The organism is Embleya sp. NPDC020886 (genome assembly GCF_044333915.1).
Lineage (GTDB): Bacteria > Actinomycetota > Actinomycetes > Streptomycetales > Streptomycetaceae > Embleya.
In genome coordinates, this window is the sequence record NZ_JBIRRX010000014.1 from 143,216 (window position 1) to 167,923 (window position 24,708).

At 72.1% G+C, this 24,708-nt stretch carries 23 protein-coding genes and 2 pseudogenes; 11 read left to right on the top strand and 14 right to left on the bottom strand.

The window, feature by feature from the left end; translation table 11 throughout:
* Nucleotides 1-166: 166 nt before the first annotated feature.
* From ACH4U8_RS36130 to ACH4U8_RS36145, 4 genes are read right to left on the bottom strand one after another with little or no spacing between them, the layout of a single operon-like run.
* Nucleotides 167-1,369 (bottom strand): ABC transporter permease, encoded by a 1,203-nt coding sequence (locus ACH4U8_RS36130; protein ID WP_395782542.1) that lies wholly within the window; start codon nucleotides 1,367-1,369, stop codon nucleotides 167-169.
* Nucleotides 1,366-2,130 (bottom strand): ABC transporter ATP-binding protein, encoded by a 765-nt coding sequence (locus ACH4U8_RS36135; RefSeq protein WP_360312052.1) that lies wholly within the window; start codon nucleotides 2,128-2,130, stop codon nucleotides 1,366-1,368. Before ACH4U8_RS36135 ends, ACH4U8_RS36130 begins: the two co-directional genes overlap by 4 nt.
* The gene (locus ACH4U8_RS36140; protein WP_395782543.1) at nucleotides 2,127-3,212 is read right to left on the bottom strand and encodes a peptidoglycan-binding protein; all 1,086 of its coding nucleotides are present in this window, start codon (nucleotides 3,210-3,212) and stop codon (nucleotides 2,127-2,129) included. Before ACH4U8_RS36140 ends, ACH4U8_RS36135 begins: the two co-directional genes overlap by 4 nt.
* Nucleotides 3,212-3,775, bottom strand: coding sequence for a hypothetical protein (locus ACH4U8_RS36145; protein WP_395782544.1), 564 nt, complete (start codon nucleotides 3,773-3,775; stop codon nucleotides 3,212-3,214). Before ACH4U8_RS36145 ends, ACH4U8_RS36140 begins: the two co-directional genes overlap by 1 nt.
* A 117-nt stretch (nucleotides 3,776-3,892) precedes the next feature.
* Here ACH4U8_RS36145 and ACH4U8_RS36150 point away from each other — a divergent pair, with 117 nt between their 5' ends.
* The 3 genes and pseudogenes from ACH4U8_RS36150 to ACH4U8_RS36160 form a co-directional block, all read left to right on the top strand.
* Nucleotides 3,893-4,567, top strand: a complete 675-nt coding sequence (locus tag ACH4U8_RS36150) for a response regulator transcription factor (protein ID WP_395782545.1) — start codon at nucleotides 3,893-3,895, stop codon at nucleotides 4,565-4,567.
* Nucleotides 4,564-5,778 (top strand): sensor histidine kinase, encoded by a 1,215-nt coding sequence (locus ACH4U8_RS36155; protein WP_395782546.1) that lies wholly within the window; start codon nucleotides 4,564-4,566, stop codon nucleotides 5,776-5,778. Before ACH4U8_RS36150 ends, ACH4U8_RS36155 begins: the two co-directional genes overlap by 4 nt.
* Nucleotides 5,775-5,980, top strand: a pseudogene (locus ACH4U8_RS36160) (leucine zipper domain-containing protein); the annotation flags it as partial. The gene ACH4U8_RS36155 and the pseudogene ACH4U8_RS36160, both read left to right, overlap by 4 nt.
* A 350-nt stretch (nucleotides 5,981-6,330) precedes the next feature.
* Here ACH4U8_RS36160 and ACH4U8_RS36165 read toward each other — a convergent pair.
* Together ACH4U8_RS36165 and ACH4U8_RS36170 are read right to left on the bottom strand one after the other, a co-directional pair.
* Entirely contained in the window at nucleotides 6,331-6,834 is a 504-nt protein-coding gene (locus ACH4U8_RS36165) for a hypothetical protein (RefSeq protein ID WP_395782547.1), read from the bottom strand.
* A gap of 274 nt (nucleotides 6,835-7,108) precedes the next feature.
* Nucleotides 7,109-7,285: a hypothetical protein gene (locus ACH4U8_RS36170; protein WP_395782548.1), complete on the bottom strand. Its 177-nt coding sequence runs from the start codon at nucleotides 7,283-7,285 to the stop codon at nucleotides 7,109-7,111.
* A gap of 319 nt (nucleotides 7,286-7,604) precedes the next feature.
* On the opposite strand from ACH4U8_RS36170, the gene ACH4U8_RS36175 reads away from it, so the two are divergent.
* Entirely contained in the window at nucleotides 7,605-9,194 is a 1,590-nt protein-coding gene (locus tag ACH4U8_RS36175) for an MFS transporter (protein ID WP_395782549.1), read from the top strand.
* Nucleotides 9,191-9,817: a TetR family transcriptional regulator gene (locus ACH4U8_RS36180; RefSeq protein WP_395782550.1), complete on the top strand. Its 627-nt coding sequence runs from the start codon at nucleotides 9,191-9,193 to the stop codon at nucleotides 9,815-9,817. Before ACH4U8_RS36175 ends, ACH4U8_RS36180 begins: the two co-directional genes overlap by 4 nt.
* 254 nt (nucleotides 9,818-10,071) lie before the next feature.
* Here ACH4U8_RS36180 and ACH4U8_RS36185 read toward each other — a convergent pair whose 3' ends face one another.
* Nucleotides 10,072-10,515, bottom strand: a complete 444-nt coding sequence (locus tag ACH4U8_RS36185; protein ID WP_360312070.1) for a helix-turn-helix domain-containing protein — start codon at nucleotides 10,513-10,515, stop codon at nucleotides 10,072-10,074.
* A gap of 238 nt (nucleotides 10,516-10,753) precedes the next feature.
* Here ACH4U8_RS36185 and ACH4U8_RS36190 point away from each other — a divergent pair, with 238 nt between their 5' ends.
* Nucleotides 10,754-12,121 carry an MFS transporter gene (locus ACH4U8_RS36190; protein WP_395782581.1) on the top strand — a complete coding sequence of 456 codons (1,368 nt, stop codon included), beginning with the start codon at nucleotides 10,754-10,756 and terminating at the stop codon, nucleotides 12,119-12,121.
* Between the two features lie 70 nt (nucleotides 12,122-12,191).
* Here ACH4U8_RS36190 and ACH4U8_RS36195 read toward each other — a convergent pair whose 3' ends face one another.
* On the bottom strand, nucleotides 12,192-13,835 hold the full coding sequence (locus tag ACH4U8_RS36195) for an MFS transporter (protein WP_395782551.1): 1,644 nt from the start codon (nucleotides 13,833-13,835) through the stop codon (nucleotides 12,192-12,194).
* 193 nt (nucleotides 13,836-14,028) lie between these two features.
* On the opposite strand from ACH4U8_RS36195, the gene ACH4U8_RS36200 reads away from it, so the two are divergent.
* Nucleotides 14,029-14,520 carry a MarR family transcriptional regulator gene (locus tag ACH4U8_RS36200; protein WP_360312074.1) on the top strand — a complete coding sequence of 164 codons (492 nt, stop codon included), beginning with the start codon at nucleotides 14,029-14,031 and terminating at the stop codon, nucleotides 14,518-14,520.
* Between the two features lie 7 nt (nucleotides 14,521-14,527).
* Here ACH4U8_RS36200 and ACH4U8_RS36205 read toward each other — a convergent pair whose 3' ends face one another.
* Both ACH4U8_RS36205 and ACH4U8_RS36210 read right to left on the bottom strand, forming a co-directional pair.
* The gene (locus tag ACH4U8_RS36205) at nucleotides 14,528-14,761 is read right to left on the bottom strand and encodes a hypothetical protein (RefSeq protein WP_395782552.1); all 234 of its coding nucleotides are present in this window, start codon (nucleotides 14,759-14,761) and stop codon (nucleotides 14,528-14,530) included.
* 148 nt (nucleotides 14,762-14,909) lie between these two features.
* Nucleotides 14,910-15,149, bottom strand: a pseudogene (locus ACH4U8_RS36210) (MFS transporter); the annotation flags it as partial.
* 167 nt (nucleotides 15,150-15,316) lie between these two features.
* Between ACH4U8_RS36210 and ACH4U8_RS36215 the strand changes: the two are divergent.
* Nucleotides 15,317-15,652 carry a CGNR zinc finger domain-containing protein gene (locus tag ACH4U8_RS36215; RefSeq protein WP_395782553.1) on the top strand — a complete coding sequence of 112 codons (336 nt, stop codon included), beginning with the start codon at nucleotides 15,317-15,319 and terminating at the stop codon, nucleotides 15,650-15,652.
* 106 nt (nucleotides 15,653-15,758) lie between these two features.
* Here the strand turns inward: ACH4U8_RS36215 and ACH4U8_RS36220 are convergent, their stop codons facing one another.
* The gene (locus ACH4U8_RS36220) at nucleotides 15,759-17,279 is read right to left on the bottom strand and encodes an MFS transporter (protein WP_395782554.1); all 1,521 of its coding nucleotides are present in this window, start codon (nucleotides 17,277-17,279) and stop codon (nucleotides 15,759-15,761) included.
* A gap of 169 nt (nucleotides 17,280-17,448) precedes the next feature.
* Nucleotides 17,449-17,826 carry a nuclear transport factor 2 family protein gene (locus ACH4U8_RS36225; protein WP_360312082.1) on the bottom strand — a complete coding sequence of 126 codons (378 nt, stop codon included), beginning with the start codon at nucleotides 17,824-17,826 and terminating at the stop codon, nucleotides 17,449-17,451.
* A 263-nt stretch (nucleotides 17,827-18,089) separates the two neighbouring features.
* Between ACH4U8_RS36225 and ACH4U8_RS36230 the strand changes: the two genes are divergently transcribed.
* Entirely contained in the window at nucleotides 18,090-20,852 is a 2,763-nt protein-coding gene (locus ACH4U8_RS36230; RefSeq protein ID WP_395782555.1) for an AAA family ATPase, read from the top strand.
* A 60-nt stretch (nucleotides 20,853-20,912) separates the two neighbouring features.
* On the opposite strand, the gene ACH4U8_RS36235 is transcribed toward ACH4U8_RS36230, so the two are convergent.
* Both ACH4U8_RS36235 and ACH4U8_RS36240 read right to left on the bottom strand, forming a co-directional pair.
* Complete coding sequence (locus ACH4U8_RS36235; RefSeq protein ID WP_395782556.1) at nucleotides 20,913-21,698, bottom strand: hypothetical protein; 786 nt, start codon at nucleotides 21,696-21,698, stop codon at nucleotides 20,913-20,915.
* A gap of 205 nt (nucleotides 21,699-21,903) precedes the next feature.
* Nucleotides 21,904-22,482: a TIGR03086 family metal-binding protein gene (locus ACH4U8_RS36240; RefSeq protein WP_395782557.1), complete on the bottom strand. Its 579-nt coding sequence runs from the start codon at nucleotides 22,480-22,482 to the stop codon at nucleotides 21,904-21,906.
* A 114-nt stretch (nucleotides 22,483-22,596) separates the two neighbouring features.
* On the opposite strand from ACH4U8_RS36240, the gene ACH4U8_RS36245 reads away from it, so the two are divergent.
* Both ACH4U8_RS36245 and ACH4U8_RS36250 read left to right on the top strand, forming a co-directional pair.
* Nucleotides 22,597-23,409, top strand: coding sequence for a DUF6597 domain-containing transcriptional factor (locus ACH4U8_RS36245; protein WP_395782558.1), 813 nt, complete (start codon nucleotides 22,597-22,599; stop codon nucleotides 23,407-23,409).
* 65 nt (nucleotides 23,410-23,474) lie between these two features.
* Nucleotides 23,475-24,701, top strand: coding sequence for a DUF2786 domain-containing protein (locus tag ACH4U8_RS36250; RefSeq protein WP_360312092.1), 1,227 nt, complete (start codon nucleotides 23,475-23,477; stop codon nucleotides 24,699-24,701).
* Nucleotides 24,702-24,708: the final 7 nt, after the last annotated feature.

Genomic DNA, 24,708 nt, shown 5'->3' on the forward strand with positions numbered 1-24,708 from the left:
GTCGAGCGCGAATCCAGGGCCCGACTATCCGGCCATCGGTTCTCCCTCGCACGTGCCATCGATCCCGAATCGACGAAGGTGAGCCCGGTCGCGCCCCTGGGCGGCTCGGGCTCACCTTCGTCCCACGTGGTGGCCGGGGAAGAGCCGCACGCCGTGTCGCAGTCGGTTATACGGCGTGGAGGGCGAGGGTCGGGGACAGGCGGGCGGCTCGGATGGCGGGGTAGAGCCCGGCGATGATGCCGATGAGCAGGGTGGCGGCGAATCCGCCCGCTGCGGCAGTCGGGGCTACGACCCAGGGCATGCCGCGGGAGGTGGCGTAGATCCACGTACCCAGGGAGCCCAGGGCGATGCCGGCGAGGCCGCCGAGGCTGGAGAGCACCAACGACTCGGTGACGAACTGGATGCGGATCTGGCCGCGGGTGGCGCCGAGGGAGCGGCGCAGGCCGATCTCGTGGCGGCGTTCGAGCACGGAGATGATCATGGTGTTGGCGACACCGACTCCGCCGACGAGGAGGGAGACGGCGCCGAGGCCGAGGAGCAGGCCGTTGAAGGCTCCCTCGGAGGCGGCTTTGGCTTCCAGCGCGTCGGACGGATTGGAGACCTCGACTTCGTGCGGGGCCTGGGGGTTGGCGGTGCGGGCCAGCAGGTCGCGTACATCTGCCACGGCCTCGTCCGCGGAGCGTGCGTAGACGGCGCTGGGGTGGCCGTCGAAACCGAGCAAGTCTTTGGCTGCCTGCCAGCCGACCAGGGCCGAGGTGCGGATGTCCTCCGCGAGTGGGAGCGGGAGCAGGATGCCAACGACGGTGAAGTACCCGCCGCCGATGAGGACTTGCTGCCCGGGTTGGGTGACGCCGAGTCGGGCGGCGGCCTGGTCGCCGAGGACCACGGCCGGGAACTGGCCGTTGGCCGCGTTGAGCCAGGTGCCGGCCGCCATGGAGCCGCGCAGGACGGCCAAGAGATCTTCGGTGGCGGCTTGAACGGACAGGCCGCCGGTCTGGGTGACCGGGATGTGTTCGGAGCGGTAGATGTGCGCGTCGGTCAGGCCGGTGGCGCCGGTGTTCTGGACGCCGTCGATCTTCCCGATCATCTGTGGTGCCTTCTGGGGGAGTACGGCGCTTTGCCCGGTGAGCATCGACTGCCCGGGGGTGACCACGAGCATGTTGGTGCCGAGCTTGTCGAGGTCGTCCATGAGCTTGGCCTTGGACGAGGAGGAGATGCCGACCACGGCGATCATGGTGGCGATGCCGAGCGCGATCCCGAGCGCCGAGAGGATCACCCGCATCGGTCTGCCGCGCAGCCCGGCGGAGCCGACCTGGGCGATGTCGCGGGCGGTGAGGGCGGCCGGGGTCAGTCGGGTGCCATGGTTCATCGCGTCTCTTTCGGCCGGACCGTGCGGGTGTCGTCGACGACTTCGCCGTCGCGGATGCTCACGCAGCGCGGCAGCGCCGCCGCGAGTTCCCGGTCGTGGGTGATCACCGCGATGGTGGCGCCGTCCGCGTTCAGTTCGTGCAGAAGCGCCAGCACCGCGTCGCCGGACGCGGAGTCCAGTGCACCGGTCGGCTCGTCCGCGAGCAGGATGTCCGGTGCGCCGGCGACCGCGCGGGCGATCGCGACGCGCTGCTTCTGGCCGCCGGACAGCTCGTGCGGCCGGTGATGTACGCGGTCGCCGAGCCCGACGCGGTCAAGCGCCTCGACGGACCGCCGCCGCCGCTCATTGCGCGGCAACCCCGAGTAGCGCAGCCCTTCGGCGACGTTGGCCAGCGCGCTGGCGCCGGGCACGAGGTGGAACGCCTGGAAAACGAACCCCACGTGCTGGGCGCGCAACGCGGACAGGCGTCGGTCCGCCATGCGGGTCACCTCGTGCCCGGCCACCGTAACCGTGCCCGCAGTGGGCCTGTCCAGCGTGCCGATGATGTGCAGCAGGGTGGACTTCCCCGACCCGGACGGCCCGACGATCGCCATCAGCTCGCCCGCGCCGACCACCAGGTCCACCCCCCGCAGCGCGGCAACCCCGCCGGGGTACTCCTTGGTCACCCCGCTGAGCGTGACGACCGGCCGGCCCTCCCACGGCTCGCCACCACGCACCGGGCCCGCGTGGCCCCGCGTGTCGGCGGTGGTGTGGGCGGTCATGTCGGCACCACCACGTCGAGGCCCTCGGCCAGGCCGTCCCCGGACACCTCGACGCGGCCGTCGGCGAACAGGCCGAGAGTGACCGGCAGGTCGCGCACCCGCCCGTTCTCGACGACCTGGACGCCGAAGCCCCGGCCGGGCAGGGCCACCAGCGCCTCGACGGGCACCGACAGGACACCGGTCCGCGACCGGCCCGCGAACAGCACGGTGACCGGTGCCTGGTCCACGCCCCGCACCTGCGCGGGGTCGTCGAACTCCACGGTCACCTTGATCTTCGGATCGCTGCCGCCCCCGCTGCCCTGGCCGCCTCCCTGGCCGCCTTGGGGCGCCTCGGCCGACGCGCCGACCGAGGAGACGCGGCCCGGGACGCTCACCCCGCCCGGAAGCTGGACGGTGACCTTGTCGCCGGGCTTGCGCTGCCCAGCCTCGGACACCTTCAGATCGACCTCGACAAGCCGCGCCGCCCCGGACGCGGAATACACCGTCTTGCCCGGCACCAGCCGGTCGCCGACCTGGGCCTCCGACGTGTCCACCCGCAGCGGGCCGGGCGCGAACACCACCTCCCCGGGACCGACGGTCCCGGTCTGCTCCAGACCGACCGCCTTCTGCCAGGCCTTGACCGCCTTGACGGTGCCCGGGGTGAACTCATCGTCCGCGGCCAGCTGCGGGCCGAACCCCAGAGCCTTCAGATTCTGCTTCAGCTGGCCGACGTCCTCCCCCTCGTCGCCCGCCTTCATCTCCCGATACACCGGCGTGGCGCCATACATCAGGTGGACCGGTTCGGCGTCCAGCGCGTACAGCTTCCCGCCCCGGCCGACCTCCGCTCCGGCCTCCGGAAGCCAGGTCAGCACGCCGTCGCCGCCCGAGCCGACCTTCTGCCCGCGCGCGAAGCCGAGCCTGCCCGGCGCCTGCACCGCGGCGTTCATGTCGCCCCGGGTGACATCGGCCACCGCCTGCGGCAGCGGGCCCGCCTGCTCGTGCCCGCGATCACCCTTGCCGTCCTCGAGCGAGTACGCGGCGACCGCGCCGCCGGACACGGCGACCACGGCCGCCACCACGGCGGACGCCACACGCCGCCGCATCAGAACCCCGCCTTCTGCGCGCACACCTTGTCCGCCGCCGCGTACTTCGCCGGATCCGCTTGCGCCCCGGTGACCTCCGACTTGACCGAGCCGTCGACGAACTGCGGGTCGGGCATGTCGATGCCCTCCTCACGCATGCACTTCGCATACGCCAGGTACTTGTCCTTCTCCTGCCGGCCCAGCCCACCCCCGCCCGTATCGCCGGCGCCGCCGCGACCGGAGCTGTCCCGGATGCCGCAGTCCGCCAGCGCCTGCGCCATCTGCTCCGGTGTCAGATCCCCCCGCGAGATCGCGCCCTTCTGACCGGGCTTGGCGTCCTCGATCTTCATGCCCTTGCCGCGCAGACAGTCCATCTGCTTGGCCTGCTCCGCCCCGGCGTCCTGCCCGGCCGACCCGCCGTTCCCGCCGCCGGATCCGCCGCCGGACTCGCCGTCGCTGCCGCAAGCAGTGGCCAACAGGACCAGCGCGGACAGGCCGCCCGCCGCCGCCAGGCGTACCCGGTACCTCTTCGTGACCCTCTCGGTCTTCTCCCCCATGGTCGTGGTGATCTGCGTGGTCCGCATGGCCGTCGCCTCCTGTGGTCGGTGTCGTGGCACCACAGGCTGGGCGACAGCGCGCTCTCGCTTCCCTAACGGCGGCTGTTACACCGGTGCAACGCCCACGTCCGGTAGACAGGACCCATGCGCGTGCTCGTAGTCGAAGACGACGCCTTCCTGGCCAAGATGATCTCCGAGGGGCTGCGCCGGGAGGCCCTGGCCGTCGACGTGAGCGCGGACGGGCTCGACGCGATGGAAAAACTGCGGTTCGGCGCCTACGACGTGATGGTCCTGGACCGCGACCTGCCCGGCCTGAACGGCGACGAGGTATGCCGACGCGTCGTCGCCCAAAGACTCCTCACCCGTGTCCTGATGCTCACCGCCTCCGACACCGTCTACGACAAGGTCGCCGGTCTGGGCCTGGGCGCGGACGACTACATGGGCAAGCCGTTCGCCTACCAGGAACTCCTCGCCCGCGTCCTGGCCCTGGGCCGCCGCACCCATCCCGCACTGCCCCCGGTGCTGGAGCGCGCCGGGATCCGCCTCGACACGGGCAGCCGCAGAGCCGCCCGCGACGGTCGCCCCCTGACGCTGTCCCTCAAAGAGTTCGCCGTCCTGGAGACCGTGATGCGCGCGGCCGGCGGCGTCGTCGGCCACGACGACCTGGTCGAGGCCGTCTGGGGCGCAGACGCCGGCTACCAGAGCAACGTCGTCCGCGTCACCCTCAGCCGCCTGCGCACCAGACTCGGCGACCCCCCGGTGATCGAAACCGTGCCCGGGGCCGGCTACCGCCTCGCCGACGACGAGGACCCCCGGTGACGACCCGGCCCACAGCGCAGCCCTGGCGGTGGTGGCCGCACGCCGACGAGAGGCTGCGCCTGACGCTCCCGTACGCCGGGCTGCTGCTCCTTGCCGGGGGCGGGCTCATCGCGGTGATGTACACACTGCTGCGGCACGGCCTCTACGCGAGCATCACCGACGTCATCATCCGAGGTTCCATGACCGGCGGCGAGGAGCCGGCGCCCAACACCCCCGAACCCGCGTCCCGCGTCCCGCGCGAGGGCGGCGGAACCCTCGACCTGGCCGGCACCATCGAACAGGCCTTCCTCAACCGCCTCCTCACCGCCTCGCTCATCGCCCTCGCGATCTTCGCCGCCCTTTCCGTGCTGCTGGCCTGGTGGATGGCAGGCCGGGTCCTGCGGCCCGTCGGCGCGATCACCCGCACCGCCCAACGGCTCTCGGCGACCACGCTGCACCAACGCATCGATCTCGACGCCCCGCCCGGGGAACTGAAGCAACTCGCCGACACCTTCGACGACATGCTCGATCGCATCGAACACCTCGTCGACTCCCAGCGCCGCTTCGCCGCCCACGCCGCCCACGAACTGCGCACCCCGCTCGCACAACAACGCGCCGCCGCCGAGATCGGCCTCGCCGGCCACCCCGACCACGACCAGGTCGCCTACATCCGCCGCGAACTCGTCGACATCAGCGAACACAGCCAACACCTGATCGCCGGGCTCCTGCTCCTCGCCACCTCAGAACGCGGACTCGACCGACGCACCCCCTGTCGAATCGACGAGATCGCCCGCACCGTTGCCGCCACCCTCGCCCCCGAGGCCGACCGGCTCCGTATCACCCTCACCCTCGACGCGAAACCCCTGCGGGCCGAAGGTGACCCGGTGCTCCTCGAACGCCTCACCCACAACCTCGTCAGCAACGCCATCCACTACAACCACCCCGGCGGACACGTCACCGTCCGCACCGGCCACGGCGCACTCACCATCACCAACACCGGGGCGACCATCGCCCCCGACGCCGTGCCACGCCTCTTCGAACCGTTCCACCGCAGCACACAGCGCCGCCAAGCCCCCGACGAAGGGGTCGGCCTCGGCCTGGCCATCGTCGCGGCCATCGCCCGCGCCCACGGCGCCCAGGTCGCCGCCGACGCAAACCCTCACGGCGGCCTGACCGTGCAAGTGGCCTTCGGCCCCACCGGCGCCGCGCACGGCTCACCCCACGATCGATGATGGGCCGGGTGACCGGAGCTCCCGGGCGCCTGCGTCCGGCCCGCTGTGTCGTCGACGACGAATGGCCGTTGCGACGGGCCGCGGAGCGCTTCCAGGTGTCGGTGACCACCGCCGCCCGATGGGCCGCCCGCCCGGCGAGGCCGGGATGATCAACCGCTCCTCCAAGCCGCACCGCAGCCCGCGCCGGACGCCGACGCGGACCGCTCCACACCTACAATCACCACCGCGGCCACACCGCACTCGACGGCCACCCACCCGCCGGCCGCGTCACCAACCTCACAGGTGAATACACCCAGGGCCGCTCTCCGGGCCTGTGTCAGGAGGGTGAATCGGGTGTCTTTCTTGGTGGTAGGCCCGATTCGCCCCGTCGCCGGCCGGTCATCGGGACCGACGATTGGCCCCGCACCTGTCGAAAATCCGCGCGGATCGAGCTCATCCAGGGCCGCCCGCGCCAACGCGGACGCCAACACGGGCCGGCGCTCCGGGAGGCAAGGTCTCAGGCCGCAGCAGAACGCTGCCCGCGCCCACCGACACGATCGTGGCCCGGCGGGCTCACGCCCACACGATGGCGCGGTCGATGCTTGCGCGCTGGGCTCGGCCGAGGGTCGCGTACAGCGTCAGGAGTTCCTCGGTGGCTTGCGGGGGCAGCCCGTTCTCGGTGCACCAGAGTCGGGCCGTGGCGTAGCCTCGGCGCAACTCTTCGAGGTCTGCGGCGAGTTGGATGCGGACCACGTGGGCGGCAACGGCGGGGTGATCGAAGAGCACCCCGTGTCGCCGGTAGTGGGGGATGCCGGCGTCGTCGAGCAGACCCGGCAACGTGCGCTCCGTCCATACCGGGTCGACGGCCGGCCAAGGGTCGTCGTCGGTGGGCGGCAGTGATCGTTTCGCGGTGACGACCGGACGCGTGCCCGCGTCCCCTCGCGTCCAGGAATGCCGCCGGACGGTGCCGATCCGGCGCGTGACATTCGCCCTGGCCCGCATTTGCGCATCGCGAGCACGCCGGTCGGCGGTGATTCTCTCCGCTGCCGGCGCACCCGACTCGCTCTCCTTGCCCACACCGATATCGTACGCACGTTCGAATAGCGGTGAAGACCTCGAACGTCACGACTACCCCGCCCGCACGTGGAGGGTCTGCTCGTACCACGGAATCGCCCGCCGGCCCGCTCTCGCTCGTCCCCCGCGCCGCCTTCCCGCCCCGCGCCGCGCCACCCCGTGCCGCGGTCCGCCGGTGGGGGCGGGGTTTCGGCGAAGACGCCGGAGACCGCCTCCCTCGCCGCGTCACCACGCCCGAACAACCCCGCCACCCGGGCGCGCACCGTGTTCCACCGCGTCAGGCCGACAGCGTGTGTGCGGGCCCTGTCGGGTCGGGTTCGAGGGTGGCCCCGGCGTGGTGGGGCGATTGCGGGACCAGGGCTTCGAGTTCGGTGACTGCGCGGCCGGGGGTCGTTTCGGCGGCGACCGCGGTGGCCAGGACGTTGCCGGGCGGGCGGATCGTCGCCGGGTCCACGGCCAGGCAATCGGCTCCGCACCGACGGCGGCGACCTGGTCGTGCAGCGACCTGTCGGCCGACACCCGCACGTCGTAGCCGCGTTCGCGCAGCGCGCGGGCGACCGAGAGGGCGGGCGGCACGGCGCCGCCGGACCAGGTGGCGGACAGGAATTTGCTACTCATCGTTCCTCTTTCGCGGGTCGATCGAGGTCAACAGGTCGCGCATGGCCCGTTCTGCGTCACGCGACAGGCCCAGGTCGCGCCGCCACAACTTAAAAGTGAAACTCAGGTTCTATTGATACCAAGGTTCTGTTGTGACCTAATGTCGAGTGTCACCCATGGAATCGGAGATGGACATGACCCCGCCACCGCCCGTGCCCCTCTCCCCCCGCCGCTGGTGGGCCCTCGCGGCCTTGGTGTCGAGCGCGCTGATCATTGGTCTCGACGGCACGATCATCAACGTGGCGCTGCCCACCCTCGCCGGCGAACTGGGCGCGGACAGTGCGCAGTTGCAGTGGATCGGCGGCGGCTACCTGCTCGCCTTGTCGGCCGCGATGTTGCCGATCGGGCTGTTGGGCGACCGGTACGGGTTGAAGCGCGTGCTGCTTGCCGGGATGACGGTTTTCGGGCTTGCCTCGGCTGCCGGAGCCTGGGCAGGTTCGGCGGGGCAGGTGATCGCCGTGCGGGCCGTGCTCGGGCTCGGGGCGGCGATGATCATGCCGCTGTCGTTGGCGATCCTGCCCAGGATCTTCGGGCCGGCGGAGGTGCCGAAGGCGGTGGCGACCTGGACCGCGGCCACCGCGCTGGGCATGCCGATCGGGCCGGTCGTCGGCGGCTGGCTGTTGAATCACTTCCGGTGGGGGTCGATCTTCCTGTTCAACATCCCGGTCGTCGCCCTCGCCCTGGTGCTGAGCGCGGTGTTCCTGCCCGCCGACCCGAAGCGGGTGCGGGTGGCGGCAGGCGGGCGGGCGCCGGTCGATGTACTCGGCATGGTGACGAGTGCGTCGGGCATCACCGCGCTGGTCTACGGGACGATCCTGGTGCCGCGGGACGGCTGGGGCAGTCCGCCGGTGCTCGGCACGTTGCTCGGCGGGGCGCTGCTGCTGGGCGGATTCGTGCTGCGGCAGCGGCGCTTCGCACGTCCGCTGGTCGATCTCGGGCTGTTCACGAATGCCCGGTTCCGGTGGGGCACGCTGATCGCGGTGTTCGTGAACTTCGCGGTGATGGGCATCCTGTTCGTGGTGCCGCAGTACCTGGAGGGTGTGCTCGGCAACGACGCGCTCGGCACCGGGCTGCGAATGTTGCCGCTGATCGGCGGGTTGCTGGTGTCCGCCACGCTGAGCGAGACGCTGGTGCCCAGGTTCGGCGGCCGTCCGGTGATCTCGGTCGGCCTGGCACTGCTCGGCGCGGGTGCGCTGCTCGGCGCCGGCACCGACGGCGGCGACGGGTACGGGTTCACCGCCGGCTGGCTGGGCCTCGCCGGGCTCGGTTTCGGGATGGCCGTGGTGCCCGCGACCAGCATGGTGATGGGGTCGCTGCCCGCCGACAACACCGGCTCGGGCGCAAGCCTCCTGGAGACCGTGCAACAGGTCGGCGGGGTGCTGGGGGTGGCCGTGTTGGGCAGCGTGCTGAGCGCCGGTTACCTGGACCGACTCGCGGTGGGCGGATTGCCGGAACCGGCGGGCGACGCGGCCCGGGACTCGTTGTCCGGCGCGAACGCGGTGGCGGTACAGACGCACGATCCCGCGTTCCTGGCGTCCGCGCACGACGCGTTCGTCCACGGCATGGACCTGGTTCTGGTGGTCTGCGGCGCGATCGCACTGGTCGCCGCCGCCCTCGCGGCCGTCCGCCTGCCCGGCGAGAGCACGGACACGCCCGCCCCCACGCCGCCGGCCCTCGCTTCCCGCCACGGAGAATTGCTCGCATGAGCCCCAGGGAGACCCCGACCGAGCCCGCGCACCGCCCCGCCGCCCCCGGTCTGCGCGAACGCAAGAAGCTCAAGACCCGCCAAAGCATTCGCCACCAGGCGTACCGGCTGTTCGCCGAACACGGCTACGACGCGACCACCGTCGACGAGATCGCCGCCGCCGCCGACGTCTCCCGCAGCACGTTCTTCCGCTACTTCCCGACCAAGGAGGACGTGGTCCTCACCGACGAGTACGACTCGGTGTTCGGCGACGCGCTGGCCGCCAGGCCGGCGGACGAACCGATCGTGGCCGCCATCCGGCACGCGATGACCGAGTCGCTGGCCCACATCTTCACCGCCGACCGGGACGAACTCCTGTACCGGAACCGGATGATCTTCACCATCCCGGCCCTCCGCGCCCGAGCGATGGACGAACTGCTGCGCACCCAGGACGGGATCACCGCGCTGCTGGCCGAGCGCACCGGCCGCGACCCGGGCGACCTGGAACTCAGGTGCGCCTCCGCCGCGATCATCGGCGTCTCGACCGCGGTGATGCGGTACTGGGTGGACCACGAGGGCATCGAGGACCTGGTCGAGCTGTACGACCGCCAGTTGCGGATCCTCACCGACGGCCTCCGCATCTGACCGCCCACGATCGACGGCGCACGGTCGCGATGCGCCCACGTCGGCGGCGGCTGGTCGGCCGGGGTGATCGAACTCGCCGCCCCGGTCGTCGTCTCGTCCGTCGGTCGCAGGACCGGCCGTCGGGATCCGGTGGATCGGGGTGCGCCGCCCGATCCGGCCCGTGGTCATCGGCGCGAAGAACGGGCCGCCCCCGTTCGCCACTTGCCGACCCGCCCTGGTGGCCCCCTCCCGATCGCCCGCGCGGCCGGCCCGACTCAGCGACCGGCGGGTGCCGGCTCCGCGTCGACGCTTGCGTCGTACCGGGCCCGGGCCTCCGCGATGCGTTCCTGGTGCTCCTCGGTCCAGGTGACCAGGGACCGGATCGTGGTGTGCAGCGTCGTGCCCATCGGGGTGAGCGCGTAGTCCACCCTCGGCGGCACCACCGGGTAGACGGTGCGTCGGACCAGGCCGTCGCGTTCGAGCTGGCGCAGCGTCACGGTGAGCATGCGCTGGCTGATCCCGTCGATCTCCCGACGCAGCTCGGTGAAGCGCAGCGTGCGGCTCTCCAGGATCGCGATCACCAGGAGCGACCACTTGTCCGCGACCCGGTCGAGGATCTGCCGCACCTCGCACCCTTCGCGGACGTCCCACTGGAGCGCGTCGTAGTCGTCCTGGTTACTCACGCAGGGGGTCGGTTCCTTTGAAGTGCCTTCTTCCATGGACGTCGATGCTGCCGAAGGATGGGGGTGGTTACAAGAGGGAACCGGGTTCGGTCGGATAACCGACCCCGCGCCTCGACGCCACCATCCACCCGCATCCAGCGTCCCGAGGGGCTGCCGCATGTCCGCATCCACGTCCTCGTCCACCACCACCGCCTCGCCCGCCTCCGCTTCCGGAGCGGGCGCGGCGCAAGCGCCCAGAACGCCGCACACGCCGCCGGAGAACGACGCCGGGGGGATGGGCGCCCGCGCGTGGGGCATGTTGATCGTGCTGTGCGGCGCGATCTTCCTGGAGGGCATCGACGTCGCGATGCTCAATGTCGCGCTGCCGACGATCCGCGAGGACCTGGGCATGTCCACCGGCGCGGTGAGCTGGGTGATGAGCGCGTACGTACTCGCCTACGCCGGTCTCATGCTCCTGGGCGGGCGTACCGCCGATCTGCTCGGCCGGCGGCGGATGTTCCTGTTCTGGCTGACCGTCTTCCTGGTGTTCTCCGGCCTGGGCGGATTCGCCGACGAGGGCTGGATGTTGATCGTCGCGCGTTTCGTGACCGGCGCCTCGGCCGCCTTCATGACGCCCGCCGGGCTGGCCATCATCACCACGAGCTTCCCCGAGGGACCCCGACGCAACCGGGCGCTGCTGTTCTACGCGGGCACCGCCGCGGGCGGCTTCTCGCTGGGGCTGGTGATCGGTGGCCTGCTGACCGCGATCGACTGGCGGCTGGTGTTCTTCGTACCGGTGGCCCTGGCCGCGGTGATCCTGGTGCCGGCCCTGGCGCTGATCCCCAAGGACGAGCGTCCCGATCGCGCCGGTCAGGGCTTCGACGTGGCGGGCGCGATCAGCGTGACCGGCTCGATGTTGCTGCTGGTGTACGGCGTGGTTCGGCTGGAGCACCCGGCGCGGGGCTGGGGCTGGACGATCGCGGTCTTCGCGGGCGGGATCGCGTTGCTGCTCGCCTTCGTCGCCGCCGAACGTCGCGCCGGCACCCCGCTGGTGCGGCTGGGCATCCTGCGCTCGGGGGCGCTGGTGCGGGCGAACCTGGGGGCGATGTTGTTCGCGGGCTCGTTCTTCGGCTTCCAGTTCATCGCGGTGTTCTACCTCCAGGAGGTACGCGGCTGGTCGACCCTGGAGACCAGTCTCGCGCTGCTGGCGGTCGGCGCGGACGCGGTGCTCGCGCCGACGGTGACGCCGCGCCTGGTCGAGCGGTTCGGCAACCTGCGGGTGATCCTGGGCGGGATGTTGCTGGCCGCGGTGGCGTACGCGCTGTTCCTGTCCATCGACGCGGACACCTCCTACGCGGCGATGTTCCCGACGATGTTGTTGCTCGGGCTCGCCTTCGCGCTGGCCTACGGGCCGCTCACGATCGCCGCCACGGACGGCATCGACGAGGACGAGCAGGGTCTGGCCGGCGGACTGCTGTACACCGCCTTCCAGTTCGGCGCGGCGCTGGGCCTGTCGAGTGTGACCGCGGTGCTGGCCGGGGCGGGCGGTTCGGAACTGGACGGCTTCCGGGTGGCGTTGACCGTGCCGCTGGCGGGCGCGCTGCTGGGCGCGGTGGTGACCGTCGTGGGGTTGCGCAGGCGGGTGCGGGTGCCGGTCGCATAGTGCGCGGTGCCGCTGCACGAAGGGCCTGGCGCCGCTCGCCGATCGACCCGGATCGGCGAGCGGCGCCGGCTCAGGCTCGGGTGGAGTCGACCACGGGGGCCGACGCCGACGCCGACGCCGGGACCCGCGAGGCCGTCGCGCCGATGGGCGTCCTCGGCCGGCGGACGCCGATCGTCAGCACGGCGACCGCGGCGGCGACGAACATGCCGAGCCCCGCGATGGTCATGCACAGGTGCAGCGCGTCGGCGAAGCTGTCGCCGACGGCGGACAGGGCCTTGCCGGTGGCCTCGGGCGCCAGCCCCAGATGGCCGGCCGCCGACAGGCCCTCGTCCGAGACGGCCGAGGTGACGTGCTCGCGGTCGGCGGGGGCCAGACCGGAGGCGGTCAGGTGCTCCGGCAGGGCGGCGGTGATGCGGTTGGTCAGCACCACGCCCAGGACGGCCGGACCGAGCGCGCCGCCGAGTTGGCGCAGGGTGTTGTTGCCCGCACTGGCCATGCCGGCCAGGTGGTGCGGGACGCTGCTCACCGCGACCGAGGTGATCGGCGTCATCACGAACGCGAAGCCCACACCGATCACCACGAGCGGGCCGATCAGCGCGGCGAATCCGGTGTCCGGCTCCAGGGTGTTCAGGGTCAACATGCCGATCCCGGTGCACACCAGGCCGAAGGTGAGCAGCGCGCCCGAGGGGATCCGGCCCATCAGCCGGCCGACGATCGGGCCGAGCACGACGGTGAGCCCGTTGATGAGCAGGAACCGGTAGGCGACGTCGAGCGCGCTCAGGTGCTGGACGTTGCCGAAGAACAGGCTGAGTGAGAAGACGATGCCGACCAGGCCGAACATGGTGATCATGGTGACCACGCCGGCGCCGGTGAACGAGCGCGAGGAGAACAGCTTGAGCGACAACATCGGGGTCGCCGAGCGGTGTTCGATCACGATGAACGCGGCCAGGCCGAGGATCGCCAGCGCGAAGGCGACCAGGACCGGGCCGTCGGTCCAGCCGACGGTGCCGCCCTCGATCACGCCGTAGATCAGGCTGGTGATCGCGATGATCGCGGCGATCTGGCCGGGGACGTCGATCGCCCGGCCGTGCGGCGAGCGGGAGTCCTCCAGGAGTACCGCCGCGACCACCGCGCCGACCAGGCAGACCACCACGATGGGCGCGAAGATCCAGCGCCAGGAGGCGTGTTCGAGGATCGTCCCGCTCAGCAGCGGGCCCAGCGACATGCCCAGGCCCAGGGAGGCGGCCCAGGCGGAGATGGCCTTGGCGCGGGCCCGGAAGTCCGGGTAGGCGTGGCTGATCAGGGCCAGGCTGGAGGTGAGCAGGGCGGCGCCGCCCGCGCCGGAGAGCGCCTGGCCCACCCAGACCTGGGCAACGCTGTGCGCGGTGAGGTTGGTGGTGGCGCCGGCCGCGAGCAGGACCAGGCCGGCCAGGAATGCCTTCTTGCGCCCGTACAGGTCGCCGATCAGGCCGAAGGTCAGGATCAGCGCCGCCATCGGCAGGATGAAGAAGTCGCTGATCCACTGGAGATCGCTCGTGGACGCCTGCAACCCGCGCTGGATGGTCGGCAGGGACACCGCCACGCCGCCGATCGGCACGTACGAGGCGAAGACCCCCAGACACGCGAGCACGACGGTGAGCGCGGGGCGGGTCGCGGTGGAGGTCGGCGGCGCATGCGCGGCCGGCGAAGCAGCGGGCTGGGGGTTCGTGGGCATGGTGCGACAGCCTTCCAAGTTATCCGTAGGCTGTTAAGTTATCAGAAGACTTAGAACATGTATGAGAACTGCCATCTTGTTCGGCGTCTGCCAAGGTGTCGAGTGCCGAGCCGCCCGTCGGCGTGCCCTACGGTGACGGGGTGAGGCGCCCGTGCGGCGCAGGCCCCGGCCAGTCGGAGAAGGGAAGCGCGCGATGCCCGCCCACCACGAAATCGTCGAACCCGCGTGGAGCGAGCAGCTACCGCATCTGCTCTGGCGTGCGCAGCAGTCCATGCACCGGCTGCTCAACGAGGGACTGGAAGGCATCGGCGTCTCGATCAACCAACTGGGCCTGGCCGGCCGACTCGACGAGAACGGCGCGATGTCCGCGGCCGACCTCGCCCGCGCCCACCACATCACCCCGCAGAGCGTGAACACCGCGGTGGCCGCGCTGGAGCGGGCCGGCTGGATCGTCCGCCGCCCGCACCCGGTACACCGACGGGTGGTCCTGCTCGAACTGACCGCACTGGGCAACGCGGGCGTCGCCGAGGGACGACGGGTGATCAAGGAGGCCGACAGCCTGATCAGCCGAGCGATCGGCACCGAGCAGGCCGAGGTGTTCGCGGCGAACCTGCGGATGATCACCGCGGTGGTCGACGGCCCGGACACGCCGGCGGGGCGCATGTGGCCGGAGCCGCCCGGGTAGGCCCGGTTCAGCCGACATCCGCCGCCCCCGGCACCCGCAAGGCGGGCGCCAGGCGCTCCTCGGTGACGACCCGCAGATACACCGGAATCGCGGCCGCCACGGCAACCGCGAACACCACGAACGCGGCGCGCACCCCGAAGCACTGCGCAAGCCCGCCGATCAGGCCCGCACCGAGCGGCATCGCCCCCCAGCCGAGCAGCCGGGCGGCCCCGCTGTAGCGGCCCATCATGTGTTCGGGCACCAGGTTCCGACCGATCAGCCGGGCGTCGACCGACCACGACGTGCCACCCAGACCGCCGACGAAGGCCGCCCCCCGCGACCGCCCGCAGGTCGGTGGTCACCGCGGGCACCGCCATCATCGCGAAGGTGCCGACCAGATCGGCGAGCATCACCCGCCGGTGGCCGATCAGGCGATTGAGCCACCCGACCAACAACGCGCCGAGCAGACCGCCGACACCCAGCGCGCTCAACACCACCCCGTACTCGCGGGCCGACAGCCGCATCACGTCGTGCGCGACCAACGGCATCAGCGCCAACCAGCCGCCCCAGCTCGCGCACAGCACGGTGAGGATGAGCGACATCGTGCGGAGCAGCCGATCCCGCCACAGGAAGCGCAGCCCGGCGCCGATCTGCCGGGCAACCGAGTCGGGGTCGGTCGAGGTGCCGGCGCCCCGACACCCGAGTCGACCCCACGGACCTCGACGCGGCCCGGCGACTACGCGTCGGCCTGCGCGAGAAACTGGGCGTACCCGTCGGCACCACCCCCGCCCCGGAGCCGCTCCGGCAGGCCGACGACGTGCTGCGCACCCTGCCCGTGGTCTTCGTCCTCGGCCCCGACGGCCGGCCCGGCGGCTTCACGCCGAGCCCCGAACTCCCTCCGGTACAGCGAGCGTTGGCCCAACTGGTGATCGCCTGGGGCGAGTTGGCCGGCTCCGGCGAATCGACCCGGCTCAAGCGCTGCGCGGAACACGCCTGCGCCTGGGTCTTCTGGGACGTCTCCAAAAACCGCAGCCGCCGCTGGTGCTCGATGCGCGTATGCGGCAACCGCACCAAGGCCCGCCGCTACGCCGCCAAACACGGTGCGCCGCCCCGGCCCGAAACGACCACCGCAGACGACCCGACGGACCGATAACCCACCGGCCCCGATCAACCCGCCCACCCACGGCACAACACCAACAAACGGGCCCCGACCACCCGGCCGGGGCCCATCGCCACACACACGCTCGTGCTGCTCCGACTCACACCGGAACGTCCACCTTCACCGCCGAGCCATCCGACTCCTCCGAGGCCGCCAAGGCCCCCGGGTCCCCCACGACCTCCGCCCCGTCCCCCCGCCGCCGCCCCGGCAACATCTGCACCAGCGCCGCCACCGCCACGCAGAAGACCGTCAGCAACCACAGACCATTCACGAACGCATCCCCGAAGGTGTCCGCCGTCGGCGCGTCACCCAGCGTGTCGTAGAAGACGATGCCCACCAGGGCCACCCCGAGCGCGCCGCCCACCTGCTGAGCCGTGGAGAGCAGGCCCGCCGCCGCACCGGCGTGCCCGGCCTTGATCCCGGCCAGTACCGTCGCCGCCATCGGCCCCATCACCAGGCCCATCCCGAACCCGGTCAACGCGAGCCCCGGAATCAGCGCCAACGTCGCGTGGGTCCCGGACAGCGTCTCCACCAGCACCACGTGCCCCAGGCCCTGGACGAGCGCGCCCACCGTCAGCACCTGTCGACCCAGCTTCTCCGCGACGCGGCCCGAGATCGCCGAGGACAGGAAGTAGCCGACCCCCAGCGCGATGAACAGCAGCCCCGAGTCGAGCGCCGACATCCCGTGTCCGAGCTGGAGATAGAGCGCCAGGATCAGGAAGAAGGCCGCATTCACCAGGCCGTACACCAGCGCCATCGTGATGCCGACCGAGAACGGCCGCTCGCGGAAGAGCACCGGGTCCACCAGCGGCGCGCCGCCGCCGTCGGCCAGCCCGCGCTGGTACAGCGTGAACGCGCCGAGCAGCAGCGGAGCGATGCCCAGGGACAGCCACGTCCACAGCGGCCAGCCCTGCTCGCGGCCCTGGACCAGCGGCAACACCACGGCGACCAGGCCGAGCGTGATCAGCGCGGTGCCGACCGGGTCGAGCCGGGTACCGCCCACGCCCCGGCGTTCCGGCACCAACCTCGGGGTCAGGGCCAGCGCGATCAGGCCCACCGGGACGTTGATCCAGTAGATGCTGCGCCAGCCGAGTCCGAACAGGTCGACCTGGATCAGCGCACCGCCGATGAGCTGACCGAACACTCCCGCGAAGCCCATCGCGAGCCCGTACGCGGTGAACGCCTTGATCCGCTGCTCGCCGACGTACAGCACGTTGATGATCCCGAGCACCTGCGGCATCAACAGCGCCGCCGCCGCACCCTGGAGCACCCGGGCGGCGATCAGCATCTCCGCGTTCCCGGCCAACCCACAGGCCGCCGAGGCGGCGGTGAACAAGCCCAGGCCGATCGCGAACATCCGGCGTCTGCCGTAGATGTCACCGAGCCGACCGGCCGTGATCAGCCCGGCGGCGACCGCGAGGCCGAAGCCCGCGACCACCCATTGGGTCGCGGCCGGCGTCGCGTGCAGATCCGCCTGGGTGGCCGGGATCGCGACGTTGACGATGAAGAAGTCCAGCGTGGTGATGAAGATTCCGGTGAGCAGGACCAGCAGCGCACCCCACGACTGCCGGGGCGTCGATGCCGGTGCTGCGGAAGCCGTGGCCGTCGTGGTGGCGGACATGGGTGATTCCTTTCCGTTCCGGGCGAAGGCGCCGAGCGGCGCGAGAGGAAAGCGCGGAATTCGCGCGGAATATGCGAGGAGGACGCGAAACGCGTCACCGCGAGGACACCGGGGGGCCGGGCGCTACCGTGCCCCGGCCCCGGATCCGTCCAGCGGGGACCTCAGCGGATCACAGACCGGCCGGGACCTTGTCCAGGAAGCCGCTCACCAGGGCGATCCGGCCGTCCGCGGCGACCTGGATCACGTCGAACCCGACCACCACGGCCTCCGCACCCGCCGGGCCGAGGTTCCACGTGAAACGGGCCAGGTCGTGGTGACCGTCCACCGCACCGCCGAGCGTGAACACCAGGCCCCCGAACTGCCCCTGCACCGCGCCGAGCGTGGCGTCGATCGCGTCGTGGCCCTCGGCCACCACCAGCGGATCGACGTAGCGGGCGTCCTCGGTGTACACCTCCTCGACCAGCTTGCGGCGGGCGGCCGGGTCCGCCTCGTTCCAGGTGGCGATGTAGCGCTCGGCCAGGGCGGTGAAGTCGATGTTCGTGGTCATGGCGACCGTCCTTGTGCTTCCTCCGGGCTCCCGGCCGTTCCGGCGAGCTCCGTTGCCATGAACCTACGGAGCCGCGTACCGACCGGAATCAGTCCCGCATAGGTACTTTGGCGCAGGAGGGATCAGTACGGGGGTCGGTATCGGGGTCGATATCGAAGCCGGTACCGACGTCGCACCCGAGCACCGAAGAAGTCGGTATCGGCACCGCGACCAAGGCACCGAGATCGGCACGAAAGCTCGAAGGACACGGGGGACGCCAAGGCATGTTGTACGGACGAGATTCCGAACTGCGGACCATCGAGCGCCTGCTCGCCGACGCCCGGGAAGGCCGCAGCGGCGTGCTCGTCGTGCGCGGCGAACCCGGCATCGGCAAGACCGCGCTCCTGGATCACGTGCTCGCCGACACGAGCCTGCGCACGATCCGGGGCACCGGGGTCGAGTACGAGGCGGAACTCCCCTACGCCGGGCTGAGCCTGCTGCTCCGCCCGGCCCTGGACCACCTGGACCGGCTGCCCGACCCGCAACGACAGGCCCTGGCGGCCGCCTTCGGCCTCGCCGCGGGCGAGCGTTCCGAGCCGATGTTCGTCGGCCTGGCGGTGTTGTCGTTGTTGTCCGAGTACGCCAGCGACGACCCGCTCCTGTGCGTCGTGGACGACGCGCAGTGGCTGGACCGGGCCTCCCGTGACGCCCTCGTGTTCGCCGCCCGTCGGCTGTACGCCGAGGGCATCGCGCTGATCTTCGCCGCCCGCGAGGACGCACACGCCTTCCCGGTCCAGGGCCTGCCCGAACTGGCCTTGGCCGCGCTGGAGCCCGAGCACGCGGGCGCGCTCCTGGACGAGCACGCCCGGGACATCTCCGCGACCACCCGCTCCCGCGTACTCGCCGAGTCCCGGGGCAACCCGCTCGCGCTGATCGAACTGCCGGTCTCGCTGACCGGCGAACGGGCCGGCGACACCCTGCGCCCGGGCGCCCTGCCACTCACCAGCCGACTTCGGATCGCCTTCCACGGCCGGGTCACCCGGCTCGACGAGGGGACCGGGATGTTGTTGCTGCTGGCCGCGATCGACGACTCCGGCGACCTGGGCATCCTGCTCCGAGCCGGTGCCGGATTCGGCGCGGGACCCCCCGAACTGGCCGCCGCGGAGGAGGCGTCGCTGATCGTCGTCGACGACGACCGGCTGCGCTTTCGGCACCCGCTGATCCGGGCCGCGGTCCAGCAGCGCGCGCCGATCGACCGCCGGCTGGCCGCACACCGCGCACTGGCCGACGCGTTCGACGCGCCCGACCACGCGGATCGCCGCGCCTGGCACCTGGCCGCCGCCGCGACCGGCGTCGACGAGCCGGCCGCGAGCGCCCTGGAGCGCACCGGCGAACGGGCCCGCGAGCGCAGCGGCCACCTCGCCGCCGCGCTGGCCTACGAGAAGGCCGCGCGGCTGAGCGAGGACGTGCCGGCGCGCACCCGCCGCCTGGTACTCGCCGCCGAAGCCGCCTCCGAGGCGGGGGAGTTGGACCAGGCCCGCGCGTTCGCCGAACGCGCCGGGTCGGCCGCGGCCGACGACGCGATCCGGGCGCGGCTGCTGCACGTGCGCGCGCTGTCCGACTTCTGGCAGGGCGCGTTCACCAACGCACACGAGCTGTTGCTTCAGGGCGCCGCGCTCACCGCCGGGAGTCGACCCGAGCGCGCGGCGCGCCTGCTGCTTCAGTCCATCCACACCGCGTGGTACCTGGGCGAAGCCGAACTCGGCACCACGCTCCTGGAGTTGGCTGCCCTGGAGCTGCCCCCGACGGCCTCGGTGACCCCGGTGGTCGAATTCATGATCGCCGCCTTCCCCCCGAAGCAGGACGGCCCGCGCCCGGACACCGATCCGTTGCACACCGAACGCCCGAGCCTGGGCGACCTGATCCGGGTCGCCCCGCGCACCGACACCGAAGAGCAACGCGACCTACTGCTCGCCTGCGGCGTCGGCCTGGCCCTGGGTCAGGACGCGGACGCGCACCACATCGCGTCGCTGTTCGCCCGGGAGAGCCGACTGCGCGGCGGCATCGGCCGGTTGCCCACCATCCTGTTCTTCGTGGCCGAGGCCGAGATCTTCGAGAGCCGACACACCGACGCGCTGGCCACCGCGTCCGAGGGCCTGCGGATCGCGCAGGACAGCGGACAACAGCAGTGGATCAGCCAGTTCGAGAGCGTGCTGGCCTACCTGGCGGGCGTCTCGGGCGACGCGGAGGCCGCCCACCGGCACGCGGACGCGGCCCTGGCCGGCGGCGTGGGCAGCGCGATGCCGGCGGGCGCGCCGTGGTCCGCATGGGCGCTGGGGTTGCTGGATCTGGGCCTGGGCCGCCCCGAGTCGGCGCTGAACCGGCTGGAGCGGCTCGCCCGGGAACCGCTGCGGCATCACATCAGCGCGACCCGATCGATTCCCGACCTGGTCGAGGCGGCCGTGCGGTCCGGCGCCCCCGAGCGGGCCCGCGAGCCGTTGGCCCGCTTCGAGCAATGGGCCGGTCGCGCCGACCAACGCTGGGCCGACGCACTGGTGTTGCGCTGCCACGCGCTGTTGGCGAGCGACGAGACGGCCGAGGAGTCGTGGGCGGCCGCGCTGGCCCGACACGAGAGCGAGCGCCGACCGCTGGAGCGGGCCCGGACCGGGCTGCTGTACGGCGAGTGGCTGCGTCGAATGCGCCGCAAGACCGACGCGCGCGACCGGCTGCGTACCGCACTGGAGGAGTTCGAACGCCTCGACGCCCGGTCCTGGGCGGATCGGGCACGCACCGAACTGGGCGCGATCGGCGGCAGCGCGACCCCCCGGGGCGCACGGCCCGCCGGTGTGCTCGCACTGCTCACCCCGCAGGAGTTGCAGATCACCCGGCTCGCCGCGCAGGGGTTGTCCAACCGGGACATCGCGGCCCAACTCTTCCTCAGCCCGCGCACCGTCGGTCATCACCTCTACAAGGCGTATCCCAAACTCGGCATCGTCTCGCGCACCGAACTGAGCACGATCCCCGAACTGGCCGCACTCGCCGGCTGACCCGAAGCCCCCGACCCACCGGCCCGGACCACCGATCACCGCCCCCGCAAACCGCGGCGATCAGCCCCCGGCCCCGATCCGCGCAGGCCGATTCCACTCCGCCGCAACCCCGCGCAGCACCGGATGCTCGGCGTTGCCACCGGCGCGGATGTGCTCGTACAACGCACGCAGCCCCTCCGCGCCGGCCGCCGCCCACAACCGTTCCGCGACCCGGGTCAGGGAGAAGTGATACCACCCGAAGTTGATCGCGCCCCGCTCGAACGAGCGCTCCATGTCCACGAGTTCGCGAATCGGCGTGACCTCGACCGGCAACTCGTCCACGGTCGCGGTGAAGGCCCGCAGGGCGGGCAGCAGTTCCGGCTCCACCTCGTGCGCGTAGCCGACCATCGCGAGATTCGCGTGCAGCTCGGCGATCCACATGCCCGGGTAGGCGGGCCAGACCTGGTCCTGGAAGAGATGGGTGAGTTCGTGCACGGCCACCAGGTCGAAGTACGGGCGCAACGCCGGCGGTTCCCCGTACTCGGCACGCAGCGCCGCGATACTGCCCGCCCCCAGGTGCGGCCGGATCGCCGCGAACAGCTCGGCGCCGAACCAACCGTCGTCGGCGGCCACCCGCAGGTGGTCCTCCGCGCCCTGCGGCGTGCCGTACAGCGGCACCGTCGCCACCGCGTCCCAGTCCGCGGCATCCGCCACGGACAACCGGATGCGCGGCGCGAAGCCCAGCCGTTCGGTCAGCCAGCCGGCGGCACGATCCACCCGCTCCGCGACGACCACGGCCCGCTCCCGCGCGCCCGGGCTGTACCGGACCGTACAACCGAAACCGTCGAGTGTCGCCAACGCCGTCACGCCTACCTCCGAATGGGCTCGGCCGCCACCCTAGATCGTGTCTTCAATCCCCCGTCGGGCTCCGCGGCGTCCGGTGACGTGCATCGGCGTGCCGGAGAAGCACTCGCATAGTGATTCCATTCGGGTGTTTCTCCGGGCGGCGAGGTGCGGTGCCGGGCGTCGTGGACGGAGGATCGAAGACACGCCATGGGGCGCCCGATCCGGTTCAGGGCTTCCAGAGCGCGTCCCGGCCGGACGCGCCGAGCGCCCGCTCGAACGCGCTCGCGTCCTCGGGCACGGCCACCGGCACGGCGAAGCCGGCGTACTCGCGGTACATCTCCGCGTACCTCGCCACGATGCCCTCGACCGCCTCGCCCAGCTCCGCCGACGCCCGGTAGTCCTGCCCGGTCGCCCGCGCCACGTCCCACCCGTGCAGCACCAGCTCCAGGAGCAACATCGCGGCGATCTCCGTCGCGGGCATCGTCTGGCCGCCCCCGAAGTCGATCTCGCCCTCCCACACGGCCGGCTCCGCCCACGCCGCCACCGCGCGGCGCAGTTGTGCGCCGTACGCGTCGGCCCAGTCCGGCTCGGCGACGAAGTCGCGCGCGGTCGTCTCCTCGGGCAGCGTCGTCCGCAGGGCCCGGTGCTCCATGCCGTGCGAGGTGTAGACGATCCAGTGGTTGAGCAGCGCCCGGGTGTCGAATTCGGGGCACGGCGTCGGCCCGGCGATGCGCTCGGGAGCGACGCCGTGGGCCAGTCGATCGGCTTCGGCGGAGGCTTCGACGAAAAGGTGGTGAATGTTCATGGACCGCACGCTATGCCGCCCCCCGGAAGCCGGTCTTGAACAAACGCGACACCCCCGCCCGCCGCCCCGCGGCCACACCGGGCCCCTGTCACACCCACCCCCTACCGTGGCGGGATGAGGCTTCCCTACCGCCCTCGCGGAGTGTTGCGCGCGGGCGTCGCACCCGGCGCCTGGGACCTGAGCCTGTACGAGCCGGCCGCCGACCTGGCGCCCTTCGTCGAATACCACTGGATCGTGCGCTGGGACCTGCGCGAGCGGGCGCCCCACCGGCAGAAGGTGCTCTCCCACCCCAACGTGCACGTGGTCTTCGAACACCCGCGCCCGGCGGTCTACGGCGTGGTGCGGCACGTGTTCGAGCGCGAGCTGAGCGGCGCGGGCCACGTGTTCGGGGTCCGGTTCCGCGCGGGCGGCTTCCGGCCGTTCCTGACCGGTCCGGTAGCCGAGCTGACCGATCGGGTGCCGCCCGCGGCCGACCTGTTCGGCCCGGACGTGTCGGCCGTGTGCGACCGGGTGCTCGGCACCGTCGAGGAGTGCGATCGGGTCACCATCGTGGAGTCCTGGCTGCGCGGCGTGCTGCCCGCACCCGCCGCCGGCCCGACCGACGTCGACCCGACGATCGCCGAGGTCGCCACGATCGTCGAGCGCATCACCACGAACCCGAACCTGTTCCGCGTCGACGACCTGGCCGACGAGGTCGGCGTCCCGGTCCGCCGACTCCAGCGGTTGTTCGCCGAATACGTGGGCGTCGGCCCCAAGTGGGTGCTTCGCCGGGCCCGCCTCCAGGAGGTCGCCGAGCGGGCCGAGCACGGCGCCGGCATCGACTGGGCGGCGCTGGCCGCCGACCTGGGCTACGCCGACCAGGCCCACCTGACCCGCGATTTCACCGCCGCGGTGGGCACCGCACCGGGCCGCTACGCCAGGATCTGAGCGCTCGCCATCCCACCCCGCGCAGGCCCGAATCGTCCGCGCGCCGAAAATGCAATCCTTGACGGGTGCCCACCACGCTCGTCGAAACCCAATTCCATGCCGTCCTGAGCGCGTCCGACGACGCCCTGGAGGACACGATCGACCTCGGCGCGTCCCTGCTCGCGGCCTCCGCCCGCGACTGGCCGCAGATCTCGCGTGCGGTGCTCGCGCTGTACGAGCGCACCGCGGACGGCTGCTGGCGGCGCGGCTGGCAACCCGCCGACGTGGTCCGCGCGGTCACCCGCGAGCTGGGCGAACGGCACGCCCCGATCGCCGCCGACCTGGTCGCCGCACAGGCCCGCAGCCACCCGGGCACCGGCCGCCGGTGGACCGCGCAACTGCGCGACCTGGACGCGAGCACCCCGTGGTGGAGTTCGGACGACGCCTACCTGACCGAGCTGGGCGCCCGGGACAACCTGGACCGCTTCGGCACCGCCGCGCGCGTGCTCGAACTGCTCCGCTCGATCGCCCGGCTGCCCTCGATCGAGCCGCTCACCGCCGCCTCCTTCCAGGAGCCGGTCCACAGCCGACCCGCGACCGGCGAACCCCGCCAACTCGGCCGGGTGCGTGCCCTGCTCGCCAAGGCCGAGTCGAGCGAGTTCCCGGAGGAGGCCGAGGCGTTCACCGCCAAGGCGCAGGAGCTGATGACCCGGCACCGGATCGACGAGGCGCTGCTGGGCGCGCAGGAGGGCTCGCGACACGCGCCCGCCGCCTGCCGAATCGGCGTGGACAACCCGTACGAGGGCGCGAAGGCACTGCTGTTGGACGCGGTCGCCGACGCCAACGGCTGCCAGGCGATCTGGTCGAGCGAACTGGGCTTTTCCACCGTGGTCGGCTTCGACTCCGAGCTGGACGCGGTCGAGTTGCTCTACACCTCGCTCCTGGTGCAGGCCACCGCCGCGATGAACCGGGCCGGCTCGCGCTACCACGAGTCCGGCCGCTCGCGCCGGACCAAGACCTTCCGCCAGTCGTTCCTGATCGCCTACGCCGACCGGATCCGCGAGCGGCTCACCGCCGCCAGGGAGGAAGCCGAGGCGAGCGCGAACGAGGCCGCCGAGAACCGCCTGCTGCCGGTCCTGGCCGCACGCGACGTCGCCGTTCGCGAGACCACCGAGCGGATGTTCCCGACCAAGACCACCCACCGCCTGCGCGGCCGGGACGCGGACGGTTGGCGACACGGCCAGGCCGCCGCCGACCGGGCCGAACTGGGCCTGCGGGACAAGCTGAACCGCGGCGAGCCGGCCCGCCCGTAGGCCGCGC

Excerpts from the sequence above, each read along its gene's own strand:
- ACH4U8_RS36135 (WP_360312052.1), bottom strand. The coding sequence starts at position 2,130 with ATGACCGCCCACACCACCGCCGACACGCGGGGCCACGCGGGCCCGGTG.
- ACH4U8_RS36200 (WP_360312074.1), top strand. The coding sequence starts at position 14,029 with ATGCCCGCCCACCACGAAATCGTCGAACCCGCGTGGAGCGAGCAGCTA.
- ACH4U8_RS36240 (WP_395782557.1), bottom strand. The coding sequence starts at position 22,482 with ATGAACATTCACCACCTTTTCGTCGAAGCCTCCGCCGAAGCCGATCGA.
- ACH4U8_RS36195 (WP_395782551.1), bottom strand. The coding sequence starts at position 13,835 with ATGCCCACGAACCCCCAGCCCGCTGCTTCGCCGGCCGCGCATGCGCCG.
- ACH4U8_RS36175 (WP_395782549.1), top strand. The coding sequence starts at position 7,605 with ATGGAATCGGAGATGGACATGACCCCGCCACCGCCCGTGCCCCTCTCC.
- ACH4U8_RS36130 (WP_395782542.1), bottom strand. The coding sequence starts at position 1,369 with ATGAACCATGGCACCCGACTGACCCCGGCCGCCCTCACCGCCCGCGAC.
- ACH4U8_RS36185 (WP_360312070.1), bottom strand. The coding sequence starts at position 10,515 with ATGGAAGAAGGCACTTCAAAGGAACCGACCCCCTGCGTGAGTAACCAG.
- ACH4U8_RS36230 (WP_395782555.1), top strand. The coding sequence starts at position 18,090 with ATGTTGTACGGACGAGATTCCGAACTGCGGACCATCGAGCGCCTGCTC.
- ACH4U8_RS36220 (WP_395782554.1), bottom strand. The coding sequence starts at position 17,279 with ATGTCCGCCACCACGACGGCCACGGCTTCCGCAGCACCGGCATCGACG.
- ACH4U8_RS36145 (WP_395782544.1), bottom strand. The coding sequence starts at position 3,775 with ATGCGGACCACGCAGATCACCACGACCATGGGGGAGAAGACCGAGAGG.
- ACH4U8_RS36180 (WP_395782550.1), top strand. The coding sequence starts at position 9,191 with ATGAGCCCCAGGGAGACCCCGACCGAGCCCGCGCACCGCCCCGCCGCC.
- ACH4U8_RS36190 (WP_395782581.1), top strand. The coding sequence starts at position 10,754 with ATGGGCGCCCGCGCGTGGGGCATGTTGATCGTGCTGTGCGGCGCGATC.
- ACH4U8_RS36140 (WP_395782543.1), bottom strand. The coding sequence starts at position 3,212 with ATGCGGCGGCGTGTGGCGTCCGCCGTGGTGGCGGCCGTGGTCGCCGTG.
- ACH4U8_RS36150 (WP_395782545.1), top strand. The coding sequence starts at position 3,893 with ATGCGCGTGCTCGTAGTCGAAGACGACGCCTTCCTGGCCAAGATGATC.
- ACH4U8_RS36225 (WP_360312082.1), bottom strand. The coding sequence starts at position 17,826 with ATGACCACGAACATCGACTTCACCGCCCTGGCCGAGCGCTACATCGCC.
- ACH4U8_RS36245 (WP_395782558.1), top strand. The coding sequence starts at position 22,597 with ATGAGGCTTCCCTACCGCCCTCGCGGAGTGTTGCGCGCGGGCGTCGCA.